Here is a 20078-nt window from a genome sequence, read left to right as displayed (position 1 = left end):
GACCGTGCCCAGCAGGCCACTCACTGACGGAACGGCGATATGACGACTGCAGCGGTTGACCATCCCTCCTCCGACCAGGACGAGGACAGCGGGAAGAGGACCATCGGCGGCAGTCGGGCGTTCGCACTGCTGCTGGTGATCACGGGCGCCGCCGGACTCCTTGCCGCCTGGGTCATCACCATCGACAAGTTCAAGTTGCTGGAGGACCCCAACTTCACACCGGGCTGCAGCCTCAACCCGGTTGTCGCGTGCGGCAACATCATGAAGAGCGAGCAGGCGGCCGCCTTCGGCTTCCCGAACCCGATGCTCGGTCTGGTCACCTACTCCGTGATCATCGGCATCGGCCTGGCGCTCCTCGCGGGCGCCCGCTTCCGCAGCTGGTACTGGCTCGGGATGAACGCCGGCACGCTGTTCGGCGTCGGTTTCTGCACCTGGCTCCAGTACCAGTCGCTCTACAACATCAACTCCCTCTGCCTGTGGTGCTGCCTGGCCTGGGTCGCCACGATCGTCATGTTCTGCTACGTCACCACGCACAACATCAAGCACCGGATCCTGCCCGCGCCGAACTGGCTGCGCAACGGACTGACGGAGTTCCACTGGGTGCCGTCGGTCCTGTGGGTCGGCATCATCGGCATGCTGATCCTGACCCGCTGGTGGGACTTCTGGACCAGCTGACCGGCCTGTCGCTCCTGCCGGGCGACCGGCCCGGCAGGGATGTCAGTGCCGTGACATAGGCTTCAAAACGTGGAGCCCGACCTCTTTACCGCAGCCGCCGAAGACCGCCAGGAGAAGGACCCGTCCAGCAGCCCACTGGCTGTCCGGATGCGTCCCCGCACCCTCGACGAGGTCGTCGGCCAGCAGCATCTGCTCAAGCCGGGCTCGCCGCTGCGCCGCCTCGTCGGCGAGGGGAACGGCGGGCCCGCAGGCCCGTCGTCGGTGATCCTCTGGGGCCCGCCCGGCATCGGGAAGACGACTCTGGCGTACGTGGTCAGCAAGGCCACCAACAAGCGCTTCGTCGAGCTCTCCGCGATCACCGCGGGCGTCAAGGAAGTGCGGGCCGTCATCGAGGGCGCCCGCCGCGCCACCGGAGGCTACGGCAAGGAGACCGTCCTCTTCCTCGACGAGATCCACCGCTTCTCCAAGGCACAGCAGGACTCGCTGCTCCCGGCGGTGGAGAACCGCTGGGTGACACTGATCGCGGCGACCACCGAGAATCCATACTTCTCGATCATCTCGCCCCTGCTGTCGCGCTCGCTGCTGCTCACCCTCGAATCACTCACCGACGACGATCTGCGCGGCCTGCTGCAGCGTGCCCTGACCGACGGGCGCGGACTCGGCGGCGCGGTGGCGCTGCCGAGCGACGCCGAGGCGCATCTGCTGCGCATCGCGGGCGGCGACGCCCGCCGGGCGCTCACGGCGCTGGAGGCCGCGGCCGGTGCGGCGCTGGCCAAACAGGAGAAGGAGATCACCCTCCTGACCCTGGAGGAGACCGTCGACCGTGCCGCCGTCACGTACGACCGGGACGGCGACCAGCACTACGACGTGGCGAGTGCGCTCATCAAGTCGATCCGCGGCTCCGATGTGGATGCCGCGCTGCACTATCTGGCCCGGATGATCGAGGCGGGGGAGGACCCGCGGTTCATCGCCCGGCGGCTGATGATCTCGGCCAGCGAGGACATCGGTCTCGCCGACCCCACGGCACTGCCCACCGCTGTCGCGGCCGCCCAGGCGGTCGCCATGATCGGTTTCCCCGAGGCAGCGCTCACCCTGAGCCATGCCACGATCGCCCTGGCCCTCGCCCCCAAGTCCAATGCGGCGACACTGGCGATCTTCGCCGCCCAGGAGGACGTACGGAAGGGGCTCGCGGGCCCAGTTCCGGCCCATCTGCGCGACGGCCACTACAAGGGCGCCGCCAAGCTGGGCCACGCCAAGGGCTACGTATATCCGCACGATGTCCCCGGCGGTATCGCCGCTCAGCAGTACGCCCCGGACGCAGTGCGCGACAAGCACTACTACCAGCCCACGCGCTACGGCGCGGAAGCGCGCTACGCGGATGTGGTGGAGCGGGTCCGCGAGCGGCTCTTCGGCCCGTCCGCCGACTGAGGAGGACACGCAGGGGCCGTTCCCCCGTTCAGTGCGCCGCCGCCTCGAAGAGCGTGTGCATGGCGTGACGCAGCTCGCCGAGGTCCCGCACCGGCTCGGGGAATTCGAAGCGTGCGTCGAAGCACCCCCCGTCCTCGCAGAAGCGCACACGCAGCCCGTACCGGTCCAGCGCGAGCGGTACGACGGAGGGCCGGTGAGCCGCGCAGCGACGGGCCGCACGCTCACCGAGCAGCCCGCACAGCGTGTCGAGCTGTTCGCCGTGCGCCGCGTGCAGATGCTGCAGCAGCTCCGCCTCGTGTCCGACGAGCGGATCGGGGGACGCGTCCCGGAATCCGTCGGGTTCGATCTCCTCGGCGCCCCACAGATCGTCGACGTACGCCTCGCCCGTCTCCAGCCGGAGCGTCATCCGGCCGGGCCCCGACATGCCGGGTACGGTGGTGACCCAGCCCGAGACCCAGGCGCGGCCGCGGATTGCGGTGCGGTACGGAGACCGGGGCGACGTCCGTGATCTCCAGCACAGCGGTCAGCTCGTCGTCCTCGGCGTGCGTCGCGGCCCGCACGGCCGGGGAATCAGCGGGGAGTTCGAGGAACAGATCCCCGTCGGGGCCCACATTCCTGGTCAGCGGCATCAGCTGATCGGAGCCGGGTGCGTTCAGCCCGGGGACGAGCAGTACTGCCGAACAGGTACTCTGTACGAGAGTTCGTGTGCGCTCGGCTGCTGACGGCATCCGAGTGTTTTCTAGCCCGCCGGGACGCGGCTGACCACGATCTGATCGGTCCTCCGTCGTATCGGCACCCTGAGGGGTGTCGACGCTGTCAGTGCTGTCCGTGACGTGTGTGGTGTTCCCCGGGCGAGACATGCGATCTCCTCAAGTAAGGTGAGCCTAACCTAACCTACAACGGAGGTCTGGAGAACGTGCCTAACCAGTCGCGTCCCAAGGTCAAGAAGAGCCGCGCGCTCGGCATTGCGCTGACGCCGAAGGCCGTCAAGTACTTCGAGGCCCGCCCCTACCCGCCGGGCGAGCACGGCCGTGGCCGCAAGCAGAACTCGGACTACAAGGTCCGTCTGCTGGAGAAGCAGCGTCTGCGCGCCCAGTACGACATCAGCGAGCGTCAGATGGCGCGTGCCTACGACCGCGCCAAGAAGGCCGAGGGCAAGACGGGTGAGGCGCTCGTCGTCGAGCTCGAGCGTCGCCTCGACGCCCTGGTCCTGCGTTCGGGCATCGCCCGCACCATCTACCAGGCCCGCCAGATGGTCGTGCACGGTCACATCGAGGTCGACGGCCGCAAGGTCGACAAGCCGTCCTTCCGTGTCCGTCCCGACAACATCGTGATGGTCCGCGAGCGCAGCCGCGACAAGCACCCCTTCCAGGTTGCCCGCGAGGGTGGTTACGCCCCCGACGGCGAGACCCCGCGCTACCTGCAGGTGAACCTGAAGGCCCTGGCCTTCCGCCTTGACCGGGACCCGAACCGCAAGGAAATCCCGGTGATCTGCGACGAGCAGCTCGTCGTCGAGTACTACGCCCGCTGATCCAGGCGTAGCCGCTCTCACCAGCGCTCAGGCCCGCCCCTTCCCCCTGTACGGGAGGCGGCGGGCCTCCGCATTTTCCCGGGGCCCGGCAGGGGCCCGGGCAGCCGCCCCGGCATCCTCTGCCGGTCCGCAGGCCCGCTCGCCGGCGCCCTGGCCACCGCTGCGTCCAGATCCAGCCGGCCACCCGCACGCAGGCCCGATTCATAGGGGTCGTCGCCCAGCTCGCGGCTCCTCGCACCGGGCACGCGGCTGCCCGTAGTACGCCGAACCGAACAGCGGCAGCCCCACCGACGGCCAGATCCGGTCGGCGGCCCCCTGTGGCGCCGCCGCCTCCGCTGCATCCCCCTCGACCGCCGTGACCAGTTGCATGAAACGCGCAGAGTGCTGGCACGGAAGCTCTCCGTGCAATCTCCTTGTGGCAACTGCGGTCCTTGCCGCCGGTAATGCGGTACAGGGCGCGACCACCGGCGCGATAGGCTCGGGAGACGACGATCGGCTGTTGCGGCAGCGGTCGCCGGACCTGGCAGACAGAGACAGTACAGAGACAGCGACAAGCTAGAGAGCGGTGCACTGTGTCCGGTGGAGAGGTGGCCGGGATTCTGGTGGCCGTCTTCTGGGCGATCCTGGTTTCGTTCCTCGCCGTCGTGCTGGTGAGGCTGGCCCAGACGCTCAGGGCGACCACCAAGCTCGTGGCGGATGTGACCGAGCAGGCGGTCCCGCTGCTTGCCGACGCCTCCGCCACCGTGCGCTCCGCGCAGACCCAGCTCGACAAGGTCGACGCGATCGCCACGGACGTCCAGGAAGTCACCTCGAACGCCTCGGCGCTCTCCACCACTGTCGCCTCGGCCTTCGGCGGTCCGCTCGTCAAGGTCGCCGCGTTCGGTTACGGGGTACGGCAGGCCATCGGCCGCAAGACCAATCCGGAACCGGAACCTGCCCGTCGTACGGTGATCGTCGGCCGCACCGTGCCTGCCGCGCGCGGCAGGAAGCGCAGCGGCAGAAACTCCCGCGGATCGAAGGACTGACGCAGCGATGTTCCGCCGTACGTTCTGGTTCACCGCCGGTGCCGCCGCCGGTGTCTGGGCCACTGCCAAGGTCAACCGGAAGCTCAAGCAGCTGACCCCCGAGAGTCTCGCGGCGCAGGCCGCGGACAAGGCGATCGAGACCGGCCACAAGCTCAAGGACTTCGCTCTGGACGTCCGTGAGTCCATGGCTCGACGCGAGGCCGAACTGGGCGAGGCGCTGGGCCTGGAGGCACCGGTCGACCCCGACCTCCCCGTACGGCGTCATTTCGCCGTCGAGGCGGCCGAGCCCGTCGGACCGGACAGGTCCCTCGAAGCCACCAACTACCGCAAGCTCCCCTACAACTCGTACAACCGGAATGAGGACCACTGATGGAGTCGGCTGAAATTCGTCGCCGCTGGCTGAGCTTCTTCGAGGAGCGCGGTCACACCGTCGTCCCTTCGGCGTCGCTCATCGCGGACGACCCGACTCTGCTCCTGGTCCCCGCGGGCATGGTCCCCTTCAAGCCGTACTTCCTCGGCGAGGTCAAGCCGCCCGCCCCGCGCGTCACCAGCGTGCAGAAGTGTGTCCGTACGCCGGACATCGAAGAGGTCGGCAAGACCACCCGGCACGGCACGTTCTTCCAGATGTGCGGCAACTTCTCCTTCGGTGACTACTTCAAGGAAGGCGCCATCAGCTACGCCTGGGAGGCTCTGACGAGCTCCGCGGCGGACGGCGGCTTCGGTCTCGATCCCGAGCGGCTGTGGATCACGGTCTATCTGGACGATGACGAGGCCGAGGCCATCTGGCGCGACAAGATCGGGGTACCGGCCGAGCGCATCCAGCGCCTGGGCAAGAAGGACAACTTCTGGTCCATGGGTGTCCCCGGACCCTGCGGCCCCTGCTCCGAGATCAATTACGACCGCGGCCCCGAGTTCGGTGTCGAGGGTGGCCCGGCCGTCAACGACGAGCGCTACGTGGAGATCTGGAACCTGGTCTTCATGCAGTACGAGCGGGGCGCCGGTGACGGCAAGGAGGACTTCCCGATCCTCGGTGACCTGCCGTCGAAGAACATCGACACGGGTCTGGGCCTGGAACGCCTCGCCATGATCCTGCAGGGCGTGCAGAACATGTACGAGACCGACACGCTGCGCGTCGTCATGGACAAGGCCACCGAGCTGACCGGTGTCCAGTACGGCGCCGACCACGGTTCGGACGTCTCGCTCCGCGTGGTCGCCGACCACATCCGTACCTCCGTGATGCTCGTCGGTGACGGCGTCACCCCCGGCAACGAGGGCCGCGGCTATGTGCTGCGCCGCATCATGCGTCGCGCCATCCGCAACATGCGCCTGATGGGTGCGACCGGACCCGTCGTCAAGGACCTGGTCGACGTCGTGATCGACACGATGGGGCAGCAGTACCCGGAGCTGATCACCGACCGCAAGCGCATCGAGACCGTCGCCCTCGCCGAAGAGGCCGCCTTCCTCAAGGCCCTCAAGGGCGGCACCAACATCCTCGACACCGCCGTCACCGAGACCAAGGCCGCCGGCGGCAAGGTCCTCGCCGGCGACAAGGCGTTCCTGCTCCACGACACCTGGGGCTTCCCGATCGACCTCACCCTGGAGATGGCCGCCGAACAGGGGCTCTCGGTGGACGAGGACGGCTTCCGCCGCCTGATGAGGGAGCAGCGGGAGCGCGCCAAGGCCGACGCCAAGGCCAAGAAGACCGGCCACGCCGACCTGTCCGCCTACCGTGCGGTCGCCGACAACTCCGGCATCACCGAGTTCACCGGCTACACCGCCACCGAGGGCGAGTCGACCGTGGTCGGCCTGCTCGTCGACGGTGTGCCCTCGCCCGCCGCCTCCGAGGGCGACGAGGTCGAAGTCGTCCTGGACCGCACCCCGTTCTACGCCGAGGGCGGCGGCCAGCTCGCCGACCAGGGCCGGATCCGGCTCGACAGCGGCGCCGTCATCCAGGTGCGTGACGTCCAGCAGCCCGTCCCCGGCGTCTCCGTCCACAAGGGCTCGGTGCAGGTCGGCGAGGTGACCGTCGGCGCCTGTGCCTACGCCGCCATCGACAACACCCGCCGCCGCGCCATCGCCCGTGCCCACAGTGCCACGCACCTCACGCACCAGGCGCTGCGCGACGCACTGGGCCCGACGGCCGCCCAGGCCGGTTCGGAGAACTCGCCGGGCCGCTTCCGTTTCGACTTCGGCTCGCCCGCCGCCGTACCCGGCACGGTCCTCACCGACGTCGAGCAGAAGATCAACGAGGTCCTCTCCCGCGAACTCGACGTCCAGGCCGAGGTCATGTCGATCGACGAGGCCAAGAAGCAGGGCGCCATCGCCGAGTTCGGTGAGAAGTACGGCGAGCGGGTCCGGGTCGTCACCATCGGCGACTTCTCCAAGGAGCTCTGCGGCGGTACGCACGTCCACAACACCGCCCAGCTGGGTCTGGTGAAGCTGCTCGGTGAATCGTCCATCGGTTCCGGTGTGCGCCGTATCGAGGCCCTCGTCGGTGTCGACGCGTACAACTTCCTCGCCAGGGAGCACACGGTCGTCTCCCAGCTCCAGGAGCTGGTCAAGGGCCGTCCCGAGGAGCTCCCGGAAAAGATCGCCGGAATGCTCGGCAAGCTGAAGGACGCCGAGAAGGAGATCGAGAAGTTCCGCGCGGAGAAGGTCCTCCAGGCCGCCGCCGGGCTGGCCGATTCCGCCAAGGACGTACGGGGCGTCGCCCTGGTCACCGGTCAGGTCCCCGACGGCACCTCGGCCGACGATCTGCGCAAGCTCGTCCTCGACGTGCGCGGACGTATCCAGGGCGGCCGCCCGGCCGTCGTGGCCCTGTTCACCACCGCCAACGGCCGTCCCCTGACCGTGATCGCCACCAACGAGGCCGCCCGTGAGCGCGGACTCAAGGCCGGTGACCTGGTCCGTACGGCCGCCAAGACCCTCGGCGGCGGTGGCGGCGGCAAGCCGGACGTCGCCCAGGGCGGCGGCCAGGACCCCGAGGCCATCGGCGCCGCCGTGGCCGCTGTCGAACGCCTCGTCACCGAGACGGCGTGACGGCGGGGATGACGCGGATGCGCCGAGGTCGTCGTCTCGCGATCGATGTCGGGGACGCCCGGATCGGGGTCGCCTCGTGCGACCCCGACGGGATCCTCGCCACGCCGGTGGAGACCGTTCCGGGACGCGATGTCCCGGCGGCCCACCGGCGGCTGGGGCAGATCGTCGAGGAGTACGAGCCGATCGAGATCATCATCGGTCTGCCGCGGTCCCTCGGCGGCGGTGAGGGACCCGCCGCCGCCAAGATCCGGGTCTTCGCCCAGGAGGTGGCCCGCTCGGTCGCGCCCATTCCGGTGCGACTGGTGGACGAGAGGATGACCACAGTGACGGCCAGTCAAGGACTGCGCGCCTCGGGCGTGAAGTCCAAAAAGGGTCGTTCCGTCATCGATCAGGCTGCCGCTGTGGTGATCCTCCAGAACGCTCTGGAGTCCGAACGGGCGTCAGGTAAAGCCCCGGGTGAAGGCGTCGAAACGGTTGGCTGATCGCGATACGGTAACGTTCCGCGCGATGTGGCGGTGTTCGAACAAACACTGCACAGCACAGAGACGGAACGTCGTCTCGCGGCTCTAGGGGATCGATGACTGAGTATGGCCGGGGCCCCGGCTCCGAACCGTGGCATCCCGAGGACCCCTTGTACGGGGACCAGGGATGGGGAGGACAGCAGCCTGCCCACGGCCAGAACCAGTACGGCGGCCAGCAGCAGCCCTACCCGCAGGACCCTTACGCGCAGCAGCAGCATCCTCAGCAGCAGCAGCAGCAGCATCCGCAGCCGCAGCAGCAGGACCCGTACGCACAGCAGCAGCATCCGCAGCCGCAGGACCCGTACGCACAGCAGGATCCGTACGCGCAGCAGCAGCCGTACCAGCAGCAGCCCGCGTACGGAGTCCCGCAGGACCCGTACGCGCAGCAGCAGCCCCAGCAGTCCGAGTACAACAACGGTGGCTGGGACACCGGGCAGCAGTCCGCCGGGATGCCCTACGACCCCCAGGCGGCCGACCAGTACGGCGGCCGGCAGGCCGGTTACGGCGAGACGCACGACTCCTACGGCACGCCGGAGGCCTACCCGCCGCCGCAGCCCCCGGGCCGTCGGCAGGCCGTTCCCGAGCAGCCCCCCGAGCAGGCCCCCACGCAGAGTCCCGACTGGGACCCGGAAGTCCAGCCGGAGGAGACCCACCCCTTCTTCACGGGCGCGGACGACGGGGGCGACAACGACGACGAGCACGACGACGACCCGCACGAGTCACGCCGCGGCGGTCGCGGTGGCAACGAGCGCCGGGGCAAGGGCAAGAAGAAGAACCGCAGCGGCGTCGCCTGTCTGGTCGTCGCGGTGGTCCTGGTCGGCGGCCTCGGCGGAGTGGGCTACGTCGGTTACTCGTACTGGCAGGACAAGTTCGGCGCGGCGCCCGACTACACCGGAACGGGCACCGGCGAGGTCGAGGTCGAGATCGAGAAGGGCGCCTTCGGCTCCGACATCGGCAACATCCTGAAGCAGAAGGGTGTCGTCAAGAGCGTCGACGCGTTCGTCGCCGCGCAGAACGAGATCCCCAAGGGCAAGTCGATCCAGGCAGGCGTCTATCTGCTCCACGAGAAGATGTCCGCGGCCGAGGCCCTGAAGATGATGCTCGACCCGAACAGCCAGAATCTTTTGGTGATTCCCGAGGGTTCCCGCAATGTCGACATCTACGCGATGGTCGACAAGAAACTGAGCCTCAAAAAGGGAACGACCAAGGGAATTGCCACGTCCAAGGCGTCCGGCCTCGGGTTGCCCGACTGGGCGAGCAACGACAAGGACATCAAGGACCCGCTGGAAGGTTTCCTCTACCCGGCCGCCTATCCGGTCACCAAGGAAACCAAGCCGGAGACGATCCTGAAGAAGATGGTCTCCCGTGCCAACGAGGAGTACGACAAGTTCGACCTCGAGGGAACGGCCAAGAAGTACAAGTTGGACGGCCCATGGCAGGTTCTCACTGTCGCCAGCCTGGTCCAGGCGGAGGGCCTCACGCACAACGACTTCCGCAAGATGGCTGAAGTCGCATACAACCGCTTGAAGCCGAACAACACGGTCACGAACCGTAAGCTTCAATTCGACTCCGCATTCAATTACCTCAACAACCAGAGCAAGATCAAGATCAGATCCAGTGAGATCCTGAGCAATCCGGACCCTTACAACACCTATTACCACGCGGGCCTTCCGCCGGGGCCGATCAGTAATCCGGGTGACGAAGCCCTGCGAGCAACGCTCAATCCCACTGATGACGGGTGGATGTTTTTCATCTCGCTCGACGGCAAGAAGACCGAGTTCACCAAGACGGCCGCCGAGCACGAGAGGCTCAACAAGAAGTTCAAGGAGCAGCATGGCCTCGGCTGACGGGCGCCGCCGGGCGGCGGTTCTCGGCTCGCCCATCGCCCATTCGCTCTCCCCCGTCCTGCACCGGGCCGCGTACGCCGAGCTCGGCCTCACCCACTGGATGTATGACCGGTTCGAGGTCGACGAGGCGGGCCTCCCCGCCTTCATGGCGGGGCTCGACTCCACATGGGCCGGGCTCTCGCTGACCATGCCGCTCAAGCGCGCGATCATCCCGCTGCTGGACTCCATCAGCGAGACCGCGTCCTCGGTGGAGGCGGTCAACACAGTCGTCTTCACGGATGACGGCCGAAGGACCGGCGACAACACCGATATCCCCGGCATGATCGCCGCGCTGCGCGAACGGGGTGTGGAGCAGACCGACTCCGCCGCCGTGCTCGGCGCCGGAGCGACCGCTTCCTCGGCGCTCGCCGCGCTGTCCGAGATCTGTACGGGACCGGTCACCGCATACGTCCGCAGCCGGGAACGGGGCCAGGAGATGCGCGGCTGGGGCGAACGCCTCGGCGTCGACGTCCGGATCTCCGACTGGGCGGAGGCCGAGCAGGCGCTGCACGCCCCACTGGTCATCGCCACCACTCCGGCAGGTGCGACGGACGCGCTGACCGATGCCGTACCGGATCGGCCCGGCACGCTCTTCGACGTGCTGTACCAGCCCTGGCCGACCGGACTCGCGGCAGCTTGGGCGGCCCATGACGGCGCAGTCGTCGGAGGTCTCGACCTTCTGGTGCACCAGGCCGTCCTCCAGGTCGAGCAGATGACGGGACACTCGCCCGCCCCGCTCGCGGCGATGCGGCGGGCCGGCGAAGAGGCACTGGCCGCACGCTGACCACGCGCATGTGCGGGCCCCGATCCGTCCGTCTGCTGGACCGGCGGCCGGTTCGGGTGCCCGAGCGTGGGAGGATCGAAGGCGGCGGGCCAGGGCCGCGCACCCGGTCGCGCCGTTGCAGTTTCAGGCGCGAGCATGAGGAGCACCGTTGAGCAGGTTGCGCTGGCTGACCGCAGGGGAGTCGCACGGCCCCGCACTGGTGGCGACGCTGGAGGGTCTTCCCGCCGGTGTCCCGATCACCACGGACATGGTGGCGGACGCACTGGCCCGGCGGCGGCTCGGCTATGGCCGCGGCGCTCGCATGAAGTTCGAGAAGGACGAAGTCACCTTCCTCGGCGGGGTACGCCACGGGCTGACCATGGGCTCCCCGGTCGCCGTCATGGTGGGCAACACCGAATGGCCCAAGTGGGAGCAGGTCATGTCGGCCGACCCGGTCGACCCCGACGAACTGGCCGCGCTGGCTCGTAACGCCCCGCTGACCCGCCCCCGCCCCGGCCATGCCGACCTCGCGGGCATGCAGAAGTACGGCTTCGACGAGGCCCGGCCGATCCTGGAGCGCGCCAGCGCCCGGGAGACCGCGGCCCGCGTCGCGCTCGGTGCCGTCGCGCGGTCGTACCTCAAGGAGACCGCGGGCATCGAGATCGTCAGCCACGTCGTCGAGCTGGCCGCGGCCAAGGCGCCCTACGGCGTCTACCCCACACCCGCGGACGTCGAGAAGCTCGACGCCGACCCGGTGCGCTGCCTGGACGCCGACGCGAGCAAGGAAATGGTCGCCGAGATCGACCAGGCCCACAAGGACGGCGACACCCTCGGCGGTGTGGTCGAGGTGCTGGCGTACGGCGTGCCCGTCGGCCTCGGCTCGCACGTGCACTGGGACCGCCGTCTCGACGCCCGCCTCGCCGCGGCCCTGATGGGCATCCAGGCCATCAAGGGGGTCGAGGTCGGCGACGGCTTCGACCTGGCCCGGGTCCCCGGCTCCAAGGCGCACGACGAGATCCTGGTCACCGAGGACGGCATCAAGCGGGCCTCCGGCCGCTCCGGCGGCACCGAGGGCGGTCTGACCACCGGCGAGCTGCTGCGGGTCCGCGCCGCGATGAAGCCCATCGCGACGGTGCCGCGCGCGCTCGCCACCGTCGACGTCGTCACCGGCGAACCCGCCAAGGCCCACCACCAGCGCTCCGATGTCTGTGCTGTGCCGGCCGCCGGCATCGTCGCCGAGGCGATGGTCGCCCTGGTCCTCGCCGACGCCGTCGCGGAGAAGTTCGGCGGCGACAGCGTCCCCGAGACCCACCGCAACGTCCAGTCGTACCTCGACCACCTCCAGATCCGATGAGCGGCCCGCTGATCGTCCTCGTCGGCCCGATGGGCGTCGGCAAGTCCACGGTCGGTGAACTGCTCGCCGACCGGCTCGGCACCACCTACCGGGACACCGACGCGGACGTCGTCGCCAATGCCGGCAAGCCGATCTCGGAGATCTTCTACGACGAGGGCGAGGAACACTTCCGCGAGCTGGAGCGGCAGGCGGTGCACACCGCCGTCGCCGAGCACACGGGTGTCCTCTCCCTCGGCGGCGGCGCCGTGCTCGACGAGACGACCCGAGCGCTGCTCGCCGACCACCCCGTCGTCTATCTCTCGATGGACGTGGAGGAGGCCGTCAAGCGGGTCGGCCTGAACACCGCCCGCCCGTTGCTCGCCGTCAACCCGCGCCGGCAGTGGCGCGAGCTGATGGACGCCCGCCGCCATCTGTACACCGAGGTGGCCCGGGCGACCGTCGCCACCGACGAGCGCACCCCCGAAGAGGTCGCCCAGGCGGTCCTCGACGCACTGGAACTGCCGGAGCGCACGGGCGACCCCGTCACCCCCGGCGTGGAGAACACACGTATGACCGAGCAGGGTCCCACCCGTATCCAGATCGCCGGCAGCGCGGGCACCGACCCGTACGAGGTGCTGGTCGGCCGGCAGCTCCTCGGCGAGCTGCCCACGCTCATCGGCGACCGTGCCAAGCGGGTTGCCGTACTGCACCCCGAGGCGCTCGCCGAGACCGGTGAGGCGGTCCGTCAGGACCTCGCCGAGCAGGGCTACGAGGCCATCGCGATCCAGCTGCCGAACGCCGAGGAGGCCAAGACCGTCGAGGTCGCGGCGTACTGCTGGAAGGCGCTCGGGCAGACCGGCTTCACCCGTACCGATGTCATCGTCGGCGTCGGCGGCGGAGCCACCACCGATGTGGCCGGGTTCGTCGCGGCGAGCTGGCTGCGCGGGGTGCGCTGGATCGCCGTACCCACGACCGTGCTCGGTATGGTCGACGCGGCCGTCGGCGGCAAGACGGGCATCAATACCGCCGAGGGCAAGAACCTCGTCGGCGCCTTCCACCCGCCCGCCGGGGTCCTCTGCGACCTCGCCGCCCTGGACTCGCTGCCCGTTCATGACTACGTCAGCGGCATGGCCGAGATCATCAAGGCCGGCTTCATCGCCGATCCGGCGATCCTCGACCTCATCGAGGCGGACCCGGAAGGCGCCCGTACGCCCACCGGAGCGCACACCGCGGAGCTGATCGAACGCGCCATCCGGGTCAAGGCCGAGGTCGTCTCCAGCGACCTCAAGGAGTCCGGACTGCGCGAGATCCTCAACTACGGTCACACCCTGGCCCACGCCATCGAGAAGAACGAGCGCTACAAGTGGCGGCACGGCGCGGCCGTCTCGGTCGGCATGGTCTTCGCCGCCGAGCTGGGCCGGCTGGCCGGACGCCTCGACGACGCCACCGCCGACCGGCACCGCGCCGTCCTGGAGTCCGTCGGGCTGCCGCTCACCTACCGCGGCGACCAGTGGCCCAAGCTGCTGGAGAACATGAAGGTCGACAAGAAGTCCCGCGGTGACCTGCTGCGCTTCATCGTCCTCGACGGCCTCGGCAAGCCCACCGTGCTGGAGGGCCCCGACCCGGCAGTGCTGCTCGCCGCCTACGGTGAGGTGTCGGCGTGACCCGCCGGGTCCTCGTCCTCAACGGACCGAACCTCGGCCGCCTCGGCTCCCGCGAGCCCGATGTGTACGGCGCCACGTCGTACGCCGGACTCGTCGAGACCTGTCAGGCCCTCGGCAAGGAGCTCGGCTTCGATGTCGACGTCCGGGAGACCAACGACGAGGGCGAGCTGATCCGCTGGCTCCATGAGGCCGCGGACGGTTCAATTCCGGTCGTTCTCAACCCGGGGGCCTTCACCCACTACTCGTACGGAATGCGGGATGCGGCGGCCCAGCGCACCGCCCCGCTGATCGAGGTGCACATCTCGAACCCGTACGCACGGGAGGAATTCCGCCACAACTCCGTGGTCGCGCCGGTCGCCACGGGGACCGTGGCCGGATTCGGCATCGGCTCCTACCGCCTCGCCCTGCGCGCCCTCGCGGACGAGTTGGCCGACTGACGGACCGGTGCACCGGACGGCCGACCGGCCGACCGGGCACTGTGGACCGTCCCCGACCGTTCCCTCAGCGGCGGCCGGGGACGGTACGGTTGCCGTTCCACCAGCGCCAGTTGCCTGTACGAGACGGAGTGGCACCGGATGCAGCACGCAGTGGGGGCCCCGCTGCCGCCGCCCCAAGGCCCCACAAGCGGACCTGTCGGCTGGACGTACCAGGCCCAGCACCCCGGACCGCCGGGGCCGCCTCCCACCACCCCTCCCACGCCCCAGGGCTGGAGCGGCCCCGTCCCGCAGCACGCCCCGGCGCCTGTCTCCAGGGAGACCACCGGACACATCCAGTTGCCGCCCGGCGGGCCCGTCCCGCTGCCCGCGCCGCCCGCCGAGCCCGGCACCGGCAGCGCGACCCTCGCCGTTCTCCTGATCGGCCCCGCGGGCGCGGGCAAGACCACCGTGGCCAAGCTCTGGGCCAGCCGCCGCCGGGTTCCCACGGCTCACGTCAGCCTCGACGACGTCCGCGAATGGGTCTGCTCCGGCTTCGCCGACCCCCAGGCCGGGTGGAACGACCACTCCGAGGCCCAGTACCGTCTCGCCCGTCGCACCTGCGGCTTCGCCGCCCGCAACTTCCTCGCCAACGGGATCTCCTGCATCCTGGACGACGCCGTCTTCCCGGACCGGCCGGTCGTCGGCCTCGGCGGCTGGAAACGCCATGTCGGCCCCGGACTGCTGCCCGTCGTTCTGCTGCCAGGCCTGGAGATCGTGCTGGAGCGCAACGCCGCCCGCAGTGGCAACCGCCGCCTCTCGGACGAGGAGGTCGCCCGCATCCACGGCCGGATGGCCGGGTGGTACGGCTCCGGACTGCCGATCATCGACAACTCGACGTACGACGTGGAGACCACTGCCCGCGTCCTGGACGAGATACTCGCCCGCTCCATAGCCAGCCCCCCGGCCTGGTGAACCGCCATCGCGCGGTGTTCCCGGTCCGGTGACGGGCCCGGCCCCGGCCCCCCGGTCGGATGCGCTGACCGAGCAGGCCTGCGCCACCACTCGTAGGCTCGTGACATGTCAGACGTGTACGCCGTCCGCCGCGGGCTGCTCCGCGACCGGTGCGCCGCCGTCGGATCCGCGGCCGCTCTGGTCTCCCGCCCCGCCAACGTCCGCTACCTCGCGGGCGGAGCGCCCCCGGGCGCCGTGCTGCTGCTCGGCCCCGGTGAGGACGTCCTGCTCTGCTCGCACGCCCCGACCGGCGATCCCGCCGACGGGCGCACCGACGATCAGCTTCGGGTGTCACTGATGCCGGCCACCGACGGCGATCCGGCGGTCGCGGCCGCCGGTCTGGCCACCTCCGTCGGTGCGGAGTCCCTGGCCGTCGAGGAACACCATCTGACGGTCTCCCGCCACCGGGCCATGAGCTCGGTCGCCCCGCGGCTGCGGCTCGCCGATCTCGGTGCCACCGTCGAACAGCTGCGGGTCGTCAAGGACGAGGAGGAGATCGCCTGTCTGCGGATCGCCGCCGAGATCACCGACCAGGCCCTGGGCGAACTCCTCGAATCCATCCTGGTGGGCCGCACCGAACGGCATCTCGCCCTGGAGCTGGAGCGCCGCCTGGTGGACCACGGTGCCGACGGCCCCGCCTTCGCCACTTCCGTGGCCACCGGACCGAACTCCGGCCAGGGCCGCCACCGCCCCTCGGACCGGCGGGTGGAGGAGGGGGATTTCCTCTCCGTCTGCCTGGGCGCGAACTATCGCGGCTACCGCTGTGAGATCGGCCGTACGTTCGTCATCGGGACCGCGCCCGCCGACTGGCAGATCGAGCTCTACGACCTGGTTTTCGCCGCTCAGCGGGCCGGGCGCGAGGCTCTCGTGCCGGGGGCCGCCTACCGCGATGTGGACCGTGCGGCCCGTCATCTCCTGGACTCCGCGGGCCACGGCGGGGGCCTCGCACCATGGACCGGGCACGGGGTGGGGCTCGAAATCGACGAGGACCCGCAGCTGGCACCTGCAGCCATGGGTAAACTGGACGCTTGTGTGCCGGTCACCGTCGAACCGGGGGTCCACCTCCCGGGCCGGGGCGGGGTCCGGATCGATGACACGCTCGTCGTGCGCCCCGAGGCGGACGGCGGACCCGAGCTACTCACCATTACGACCAAGGAGCTGCTCGCGCTCTAGCGCGCATCCTCGGTCGTTCCACCAGCTTCAGTCCAGGAGATTCCGCAACCGTGGCTTCCACGAACGACCTCAAGAACGGCCTGGTGCTCAAGCTCGACGGAGGCCAGCTCTGGTCCGTCGTCGAGTTCCAGCACGTCAAGCCCGGCAAGGGCCCGGCCTTCGTGCGCACCAAGCTCAAGAACGTGCTCTCCGGCAAGGTCGTCGACAAGACGTTCAACGCCGGCGTGAAGGTCGAGACGGCCACCATCGACCGCCGCGACATGCAGTTCTCGTACATGGACGGCGAGTACTTCGTCTTCATGGACATGGACACGTACGACCAGCTCATGGTCGACCGCAAGGCTGTCGGCGACGCCGCCAACTTCCTGATCGAGGGCTTCACGGCCTCCGTCGCCCAGCACGAGGGCGAGGTGCTCTACGTCGAGCTGCCGGCCGCCGTCGAGCTGACCATCCAGCACACCGACCCGGGCGTCCAGGGCGACCGCTCCACCGGCGGCACCAAGCCCGCCACGCTGGAGACCGGTTACGAGATCGGCGTCCCGCTCTTCATCACCACGGGTGAGAAGATCAAGGTCGACACCCGCACGGGCGACTACCTCGGCCGGGTGAACAGCTAACCGTGGCTGCTCGGAACACGGCCCGCAAGCGAGCCTTCCAGATCCTCTTCGAGGCCGACCAGCGCGGTGAGTCCGTGCAGACGGTCCTCGCGGACTGGGTGCGGCTCTCGCGGTCCGACACCCGTCAGCCGCCGGTCACCGAGTACACGATGGAGCTCGTCGAGGGGTACGCGCAGTACGCCGACCGGATCGACGACCTCATCATCACCTACGCCGTGGACTGGGAGATCGACCGCATGCCGGTCGTCGACCGGAACATCCTGCGGCTCGGTGCGTACGAGCTGATCTGGGTGGACGGGACGCCGGACGCGGTGGTGATCGACGAGGCGGTCCAGCTCGCCAAGGAGTTCTCCACCGATGACTCCCCGTCCTTCGTGAACGGGCTGCTGGCCCGCTTCAAGGACCTCAAGCCGAACCTCCGCCGGGAGCAGTAGCCTCCGGCGGCGTTCAGCCACGAAGGGCCCGCGGTCTTGTGACCGCGGGCCCTTCGGCGTGCGGGAGGCCGGTTGCCGGCAACGAAAAAACCGTGTCGGCGCGGGCACCCGAATGGGTGAACCCGTGCCGACACGGCGGTACGTTTCTGCGAGGGGTGTCAGCCCTCTTCGTGGGCGACGGCGCGACGCGCGTCCGCGTCCAGCACGCCCCAGCTGATCAGCTGTTCCGTGAGCACGGACGGCGACTGGTCGTAGATCACGGCCAGCGTGCGCAGGTCGTCCTGGCGGATCGAGAGCACCTTGCCGTTGTAGTCACCGCGCTGGCTCTGGATGGTGGCGGCGTAGCGTTGCAACGGCCCGGCCTTCTCCGGCGGGACGTGGGCGAGGCGCTCCAGGTCCAGGACAAGCTTCGGCGGCGGCTCAGCGGCCCCGCCAGGCGTCGTACCGGGCAGGAGTTCCTGCACCGGGACTCCGTAGAAATCAGCGAGTTCGGCAAGACGCTGGACGGTCACGGCACGGTCGCCGCGCTCGTACGAACCGACCACGACGGCCTTCCAGCGGCCTTGGGACTTCTCCTCCACGCCATGGAGGGAGAGGCCCTGCTGGGTGCGGATGGCACGGAGCTTGGCCCCGAGCTGCTTTGCGTATTCGCTGGACATAAGGCTCCCCGGACGCTGGAACATTTTTGCGGCTCCGCCGCGTGGCTGGTAACTCACTGTGAGGTTACGCAGCGTTACTTGGATGCGTCAAGCCGAATGGTCCGGACCGGCACCTCCCGGGGGTGTGACCAGGGCGCTGTGCAAGCCCTGGTAACGTTGATGACGCAATTTCGACGTCCTTTAAGGTCCGTCCAGTGAGGCGGAGAAGGAGGTCCGTTTCTTATGGACGCACAGCATGAAGCCACCGGCAATGTGGCACGCCCCGTTCTCGAGGCTCCCGACATCGCCCGAGTACTGACCCGAATCGCCCACGAGATCGTCGAACGCGCCAAGGGCGCCGACGACGTGGTGCTCCTCGGTATCCCGACGCGGGGCGTCTTCCTCGCCGGCCGGCTCGCCGAAAAACTCCAAGAGATCACCGGCCGGAAGATGCCGGTCGGGTCGCTCGACATCACGATGTACCGCGACGACCTGCGGCTGCGCCCTGCGCGCGCCCTGGCCCGCACCGAGATTCCCGGCGAGGGCATCGAGGGCCGCCTGGTCGTCCTCGTGGACGATGTCCTCTTCTCTGGCCGCACGATCCGCGCAGCGCTCGACGCGCTGGGCGACATCGGCCGGCCCCGCGCGGTGCAGCTCGCGGTCCTCGTCGACCGCGGTCACCGCGAACTCCCGATCCGTGCCGACTACGTCGGCAAGAACCTCCCCACGTCGCTGCGGGAGACGGTCAAGGTCCAGCTCGCCGAGGAGGACGGCCGCGACGCCGTGCTGCTCGGTGTCCAGCAGACCGCCCCGGCGGGCGAGCAGTAGCTGAACTCCACCCGTACGGAGTACCTCGAACCCCGTACGGCAGTTTCCGCACGCCCGCATGCCTGAACCCTCCAGCCACCCGGAGAACACCCAGATGAAGCGTCACCTCATCTCGGCCGCCGACCTCACCCGCGACGACGCCGTCCTGATCCTCGACACCGCCGAGGAAATGGCACGGGTCTCGGACCGGCCGATCAAGAAGCTCCCCACCCTGCGCGGCCGTACCGTCGTCAACCTCTTCTTCGAGGACTCGACGCGTACCCGCATCTCCTTCGAGGCCGCCGCCAAGCGCCTCTCCGCCGATGTCATCAACTTCTCCGCGAAGGGCTCGTCCGTCTCCAAGGGCGAGTCGCTCAAGGACACCGCGCTGACCCTGGAGGCGATGGGCGCCGACGCCGTCGTCATCCGGCACGGTGCCTCCGGTGCCCCGTACCGCCTCGCCACCTCCGGCTGGATCGACGGCGCCGTCGTCAACGCCGGTGACGGCACCCACGAGCACCCCACCCAGGCCCTCCTGGACGCCTTCACCCTGCGCCGCCGCCTCGTCGGGGCGGACGCCGGTATCGGCCGGGACCTCGAAGGCCGCCGGATCACCATCGTCGGCGACATCCTGCACAGCCGGGTGGCCCGCTCCAACGTCCACCTGCTGACCACGCTCGGCGCGCACGTCACCCTGGTCGCCCCGCCGACTCTCGTCCCGGTCGGCGTCGAGCAGTGGCCGTGCGACGTCAGCTACAGCCTCGACGAGGTGCTGCCGAAGTCCGACGCGGTGATGATGCTGCGTGTGCAGCGCGAACGGATGAACGCTGCGTACTTCCCGACCGAGCGCGAGTACTCCCGCCGCTACGGCCTGGACGGCGACCGCATGGCGAAGATGCCCGAGGGCGCCATCGTCATGCACCCCGGTCCGATGGTCCGCGGCATGGAGATCACCGCCGAGGTCGCCGACTCCGACCGGTGCACGGCCGTCGAGCAGGTCGCCAACGGCGTCTCGATCCGCATGGCCGTCCTGTACCTGCTGCTGGGCGGCTCCGAGCCCGCCACCCCGGTTCACCCGTCGCCCGCCGCCCCCGCCCGTACCGAGGAGAACAAGTAA

19 protein-coding genes and 2 pseudogenes are annotated in these 20078 nt (G+C 69.4%); 18 read left to right on the top strand and 3 right to left on the bottom strand.

The window, feature by feature from the left end; genetic code table 11:
* The first annotated feature begins 39 nt into the window (after window positions 1-39).
* Together ACIPEK_RS28700 and ACIPEK_RS28695 are read left to right on the top strand one after the other, a co-directional pair.
* Window positions 40-675 (top strand): vitamin K epoxide reductase family protein, encoded by a 636-nt coding sequence (locus tag ACIPEK_RS28700; RefSeq protein WP_402001693.1) that lies wholly within the window; start codon window positions 40-42, stop codon window positions 673-675.
* 69 nt (window positions 676-744) lie between these two features.
* Window positions 745-2103: a replication-associated recombination protein A gene (locus ACIPEK_RS28695; protein WP_402001690.1), complete on the top strand. Its 1359-nt coding sequence runs from the start codon at window positions 745-747 to the stop codon at window positions 2101-2103.
* Window positions 2104-2131: 28 nt separating this feature from the next.
* On the opposite strand, the pseudogene ACIPEK_RS28690 reads toward ACIPEK_RS28695, so the two are convergent.
* Window positions 2132-2831 (bottom strand): annotated as a pseudogene (locus ACIPEK_RS28690) (DUF2470 domain-containing protein).
* A gap of 188 nt (window positions 2832-3019) precedes the next feature.
* Between ACIPEK_RS28690 and rpsD the strand changes: the two are divergent.
* Window positions 3020-3634, top strand: a complete 615-nt coding sequence (gene rpsD, locus ACIPEK_RS28685) for a 30S ribosomal protein S4 (RefSeq protein ID WP_030918857.1) — start codon at window positions 3020-3022, stop codon at window positions 3632-3634.
* 17 nt (window positions 3635-3651) lie between these two features.
* Here rpsD and ACIPEK_RS28680 read toward each other — a convergent pair.
* A pseudogene (locus ACIPEK_RS28680) lies at window positions 3652-4015 on the bottom strand (regulator); the annotation flags it as partial.
* Window positions 4016-4221: 206 nt separating this feature from the next.
* On the opposite strand from ACIPEK_RS28680, the gene ACIPEK_RS28675 reads away from it, so the two are divergent.
* The 13 genes from ACIPEK_RS28675 (at window position 4222) to nusB (ending at window position 17516) form a co-directional block, all read left to right on the top strand.
* Window positions 4222-4659, top strand: a complete 438-nt coding sequence (locus tag ACIPEK_RS28675) for a DUF948 domain-containing protein (protein ID WP_383077936.1) — start codon at window positions 4222-4224, stop codon at window positions 4657-4659.
* A 7-nt stretch (window positions 4660-4666) separates the two neighbouring features.
* Complete coding sequence (locus ACIPEK_RS28670) at window positions 4667-5029, top strand: DUF6167 family protein (RefSeq protein ID WP_266363141.1); 363 nt, start codon at window positions 4667-4669, stop codon at window positions 5027-5029.
* The gene (alaS, locus tag ACIPEK_RS28665; RefSeq protein WP_402001685.1) at window positions 5029-7698 is read left to right on the top strand and encodes an alanine--tRNA ligase; all 2670 of its coding nucleotides are present in this window, start codon (window positions 5029-5031) and stop codon (window positions 7696-7698) included. The genes ACIPEK_RS28670 and alaS overlap by 1 nt, the downstream gene beginning before the upstream one ends.
* An 8-nt stretch (window positions 7699-7706) precedes the next feature.
* Window positions 7707-8180: a Holliday junction resolvase RuvX gene (gene ruvX / locus ACIPEK_RS28660; RefSeq protein ID WP_402001846.1), complete on the top strand. Its 474-nt coding sequence runs from the start codon at window positions 7707-7709 to the stop codon at window positions 8178-8180.
* 95 nt (window positions 8181-8275) lie between these two features.
* Entirely contained in the window at window positions 8276-10066 is a 1791-nt protein-coding gene (gene mltG / locus ACIPEK_RS28655; RefSeq protein WP_402001682.1) for an endolytic transglycosylase MltG, read from the top strand.
* A complete protein-coding gene (locus ACIPEK_RS28650; RefSeq protein WP_402001679.1) occupies window positions 10053-10889 on the top strand; it encodes a shikimate dehydrogenase in 837 nt (278 codons plus the stop codon). Before mltG ends, ACIPEK_RS28650 begins: the two co-directional genes overlap by 14 nt.
* A 148-nt stretch (window positions 10890-11037) precedes the next feature.
* Entirely contained in the window at window positions 11038-12222 is a 1185-nt protein-coding gene (aroC, locus tag ACIPEK_RS28645; RefSeq protein WP_402001676.1) for a chorismate synthase, read from the top strand.
* The gene (gene aroB, locus ACIPEK_RS28640) at window positions 12219-13865 is read left to right on the top strand and encodes a 3-dehydroquinate synthase (protein WP_402001673.1); all 1647 of its coding nucleotides are present in this window, start codon (window positions 12219-12221) and stop codon (window positions 13863-13865) included. The genes aroC and aroB overlap by 4 nt, the downstream gene beginning before the upstream one ends.
* Entirely contained in the window at window positions 13862-14302 is a 441-nt protein-coding gene (aroQ, locus tag ACIPEK_RS28635) for a type II 3-dehydroquinate dehydratase (protein WP_402001670.1), read from the top strand. The genes aroB and aroQ overlap by 4 nt, the downstream gene beginning before the upstream one ends.
* Window positions 14303-14440: 138 nt before the next feature.
* Window positions 14441-15253, top strand: coding sequence for a Pro-rich N-terminal domain-containing protein (locus tag ACIPEK_RS28630; protein WP_402001667.1), 813 nt, complete (start codon window positions 14441-14443; stop codon window positions 15251-15253).
* Window positions 15254-15358: 105 nt separating this feature from the next.
* On the top strand, window positions 15359-16465 hold the full coding sequence (locus tag ACIPEK_RS28625; protein ID WP_402001664.1) for an aminopeptidase P family protein: 1107 nt from the start codon (window positions 15359-15361) through the stop codon (window positions 16463-16465).
* 50 nt (window positions 16466-16515) lie between these two features.
* Window positions 16516-17082, top strand: coding sequence for an elongation factor P (efp, locus tag ACIPEK_RS28620; RefSeq protein WP_030918902.1), 567 nt, complete (start codon window positions 16516-16518; stop codon window positions 17080-17082).
* 2 nt (window positions 17083-17084) lie between these two features.
* Entirely contained in the window at window positions 17085-17516 is a 432-nt protein-coding gene (gene nusB / locus ACIPEK_RS28615; RefSeq protein WP_327276287.1) for a transcription antitermination factor NusB, read from the top strand.
* A 158-nt stretch (window positions 17517-17674) separates the two neighbouring features.
* Here the strand turns inward: nusB and bldD are convergent, their stop codons facing one another.
* Window positions 17675-18175, bottom strand: a complete 501-nt coding sequence (gene bldD / locus ACIPEK_RS28610; protein WP_014044812.1) for a transcriptional regulator BldD — start codon at window positions 18173-18175, stop codon at window positions 17675-17677.
* Between the two features lie 222 nt (window positions 18176-18397).
* Between bldD and pyrR the strand changes: the two genes are divergently transcribed.
* Window positions 18398-18982: a bifunctional pyr operon transcriptional regulator/uracil phosphoribosyltransferase PyrR gene (pyrR, locus tag ACIPEK_RS28605; protein WP_383077921.1), complete on the top strand. Its 585-nt coding sequence runs from the start codon at window positions 18398-18400 to the stop codon at window positions 18980-18982.
* Between the two features lie 94 nt (window positions 18983-19076).
* Window positions 19077-20078, top strand: coding sequence for an aspartate carbamoyltransferase catalytic subunit (locus ACIPEK_RS28600; protein ID WP_402001843.1), 1002 nt, complete (start codon window positions 19077-19079; stop codon window positions 20076-20078).

This window comes from Streptomyces sp. NPDC088246, assembly GCF_044741025.1.
In the GTDB taxonomy this organism is placed as follows: domain Bacteria; phylum Actinomycetota; class Actinomycetes; order Streptomycetales; family Streptomycetaceae; genus Streptomyces.
This window is presented reverse-complemented; position numbering and strand designations above follow the sequence as displayed.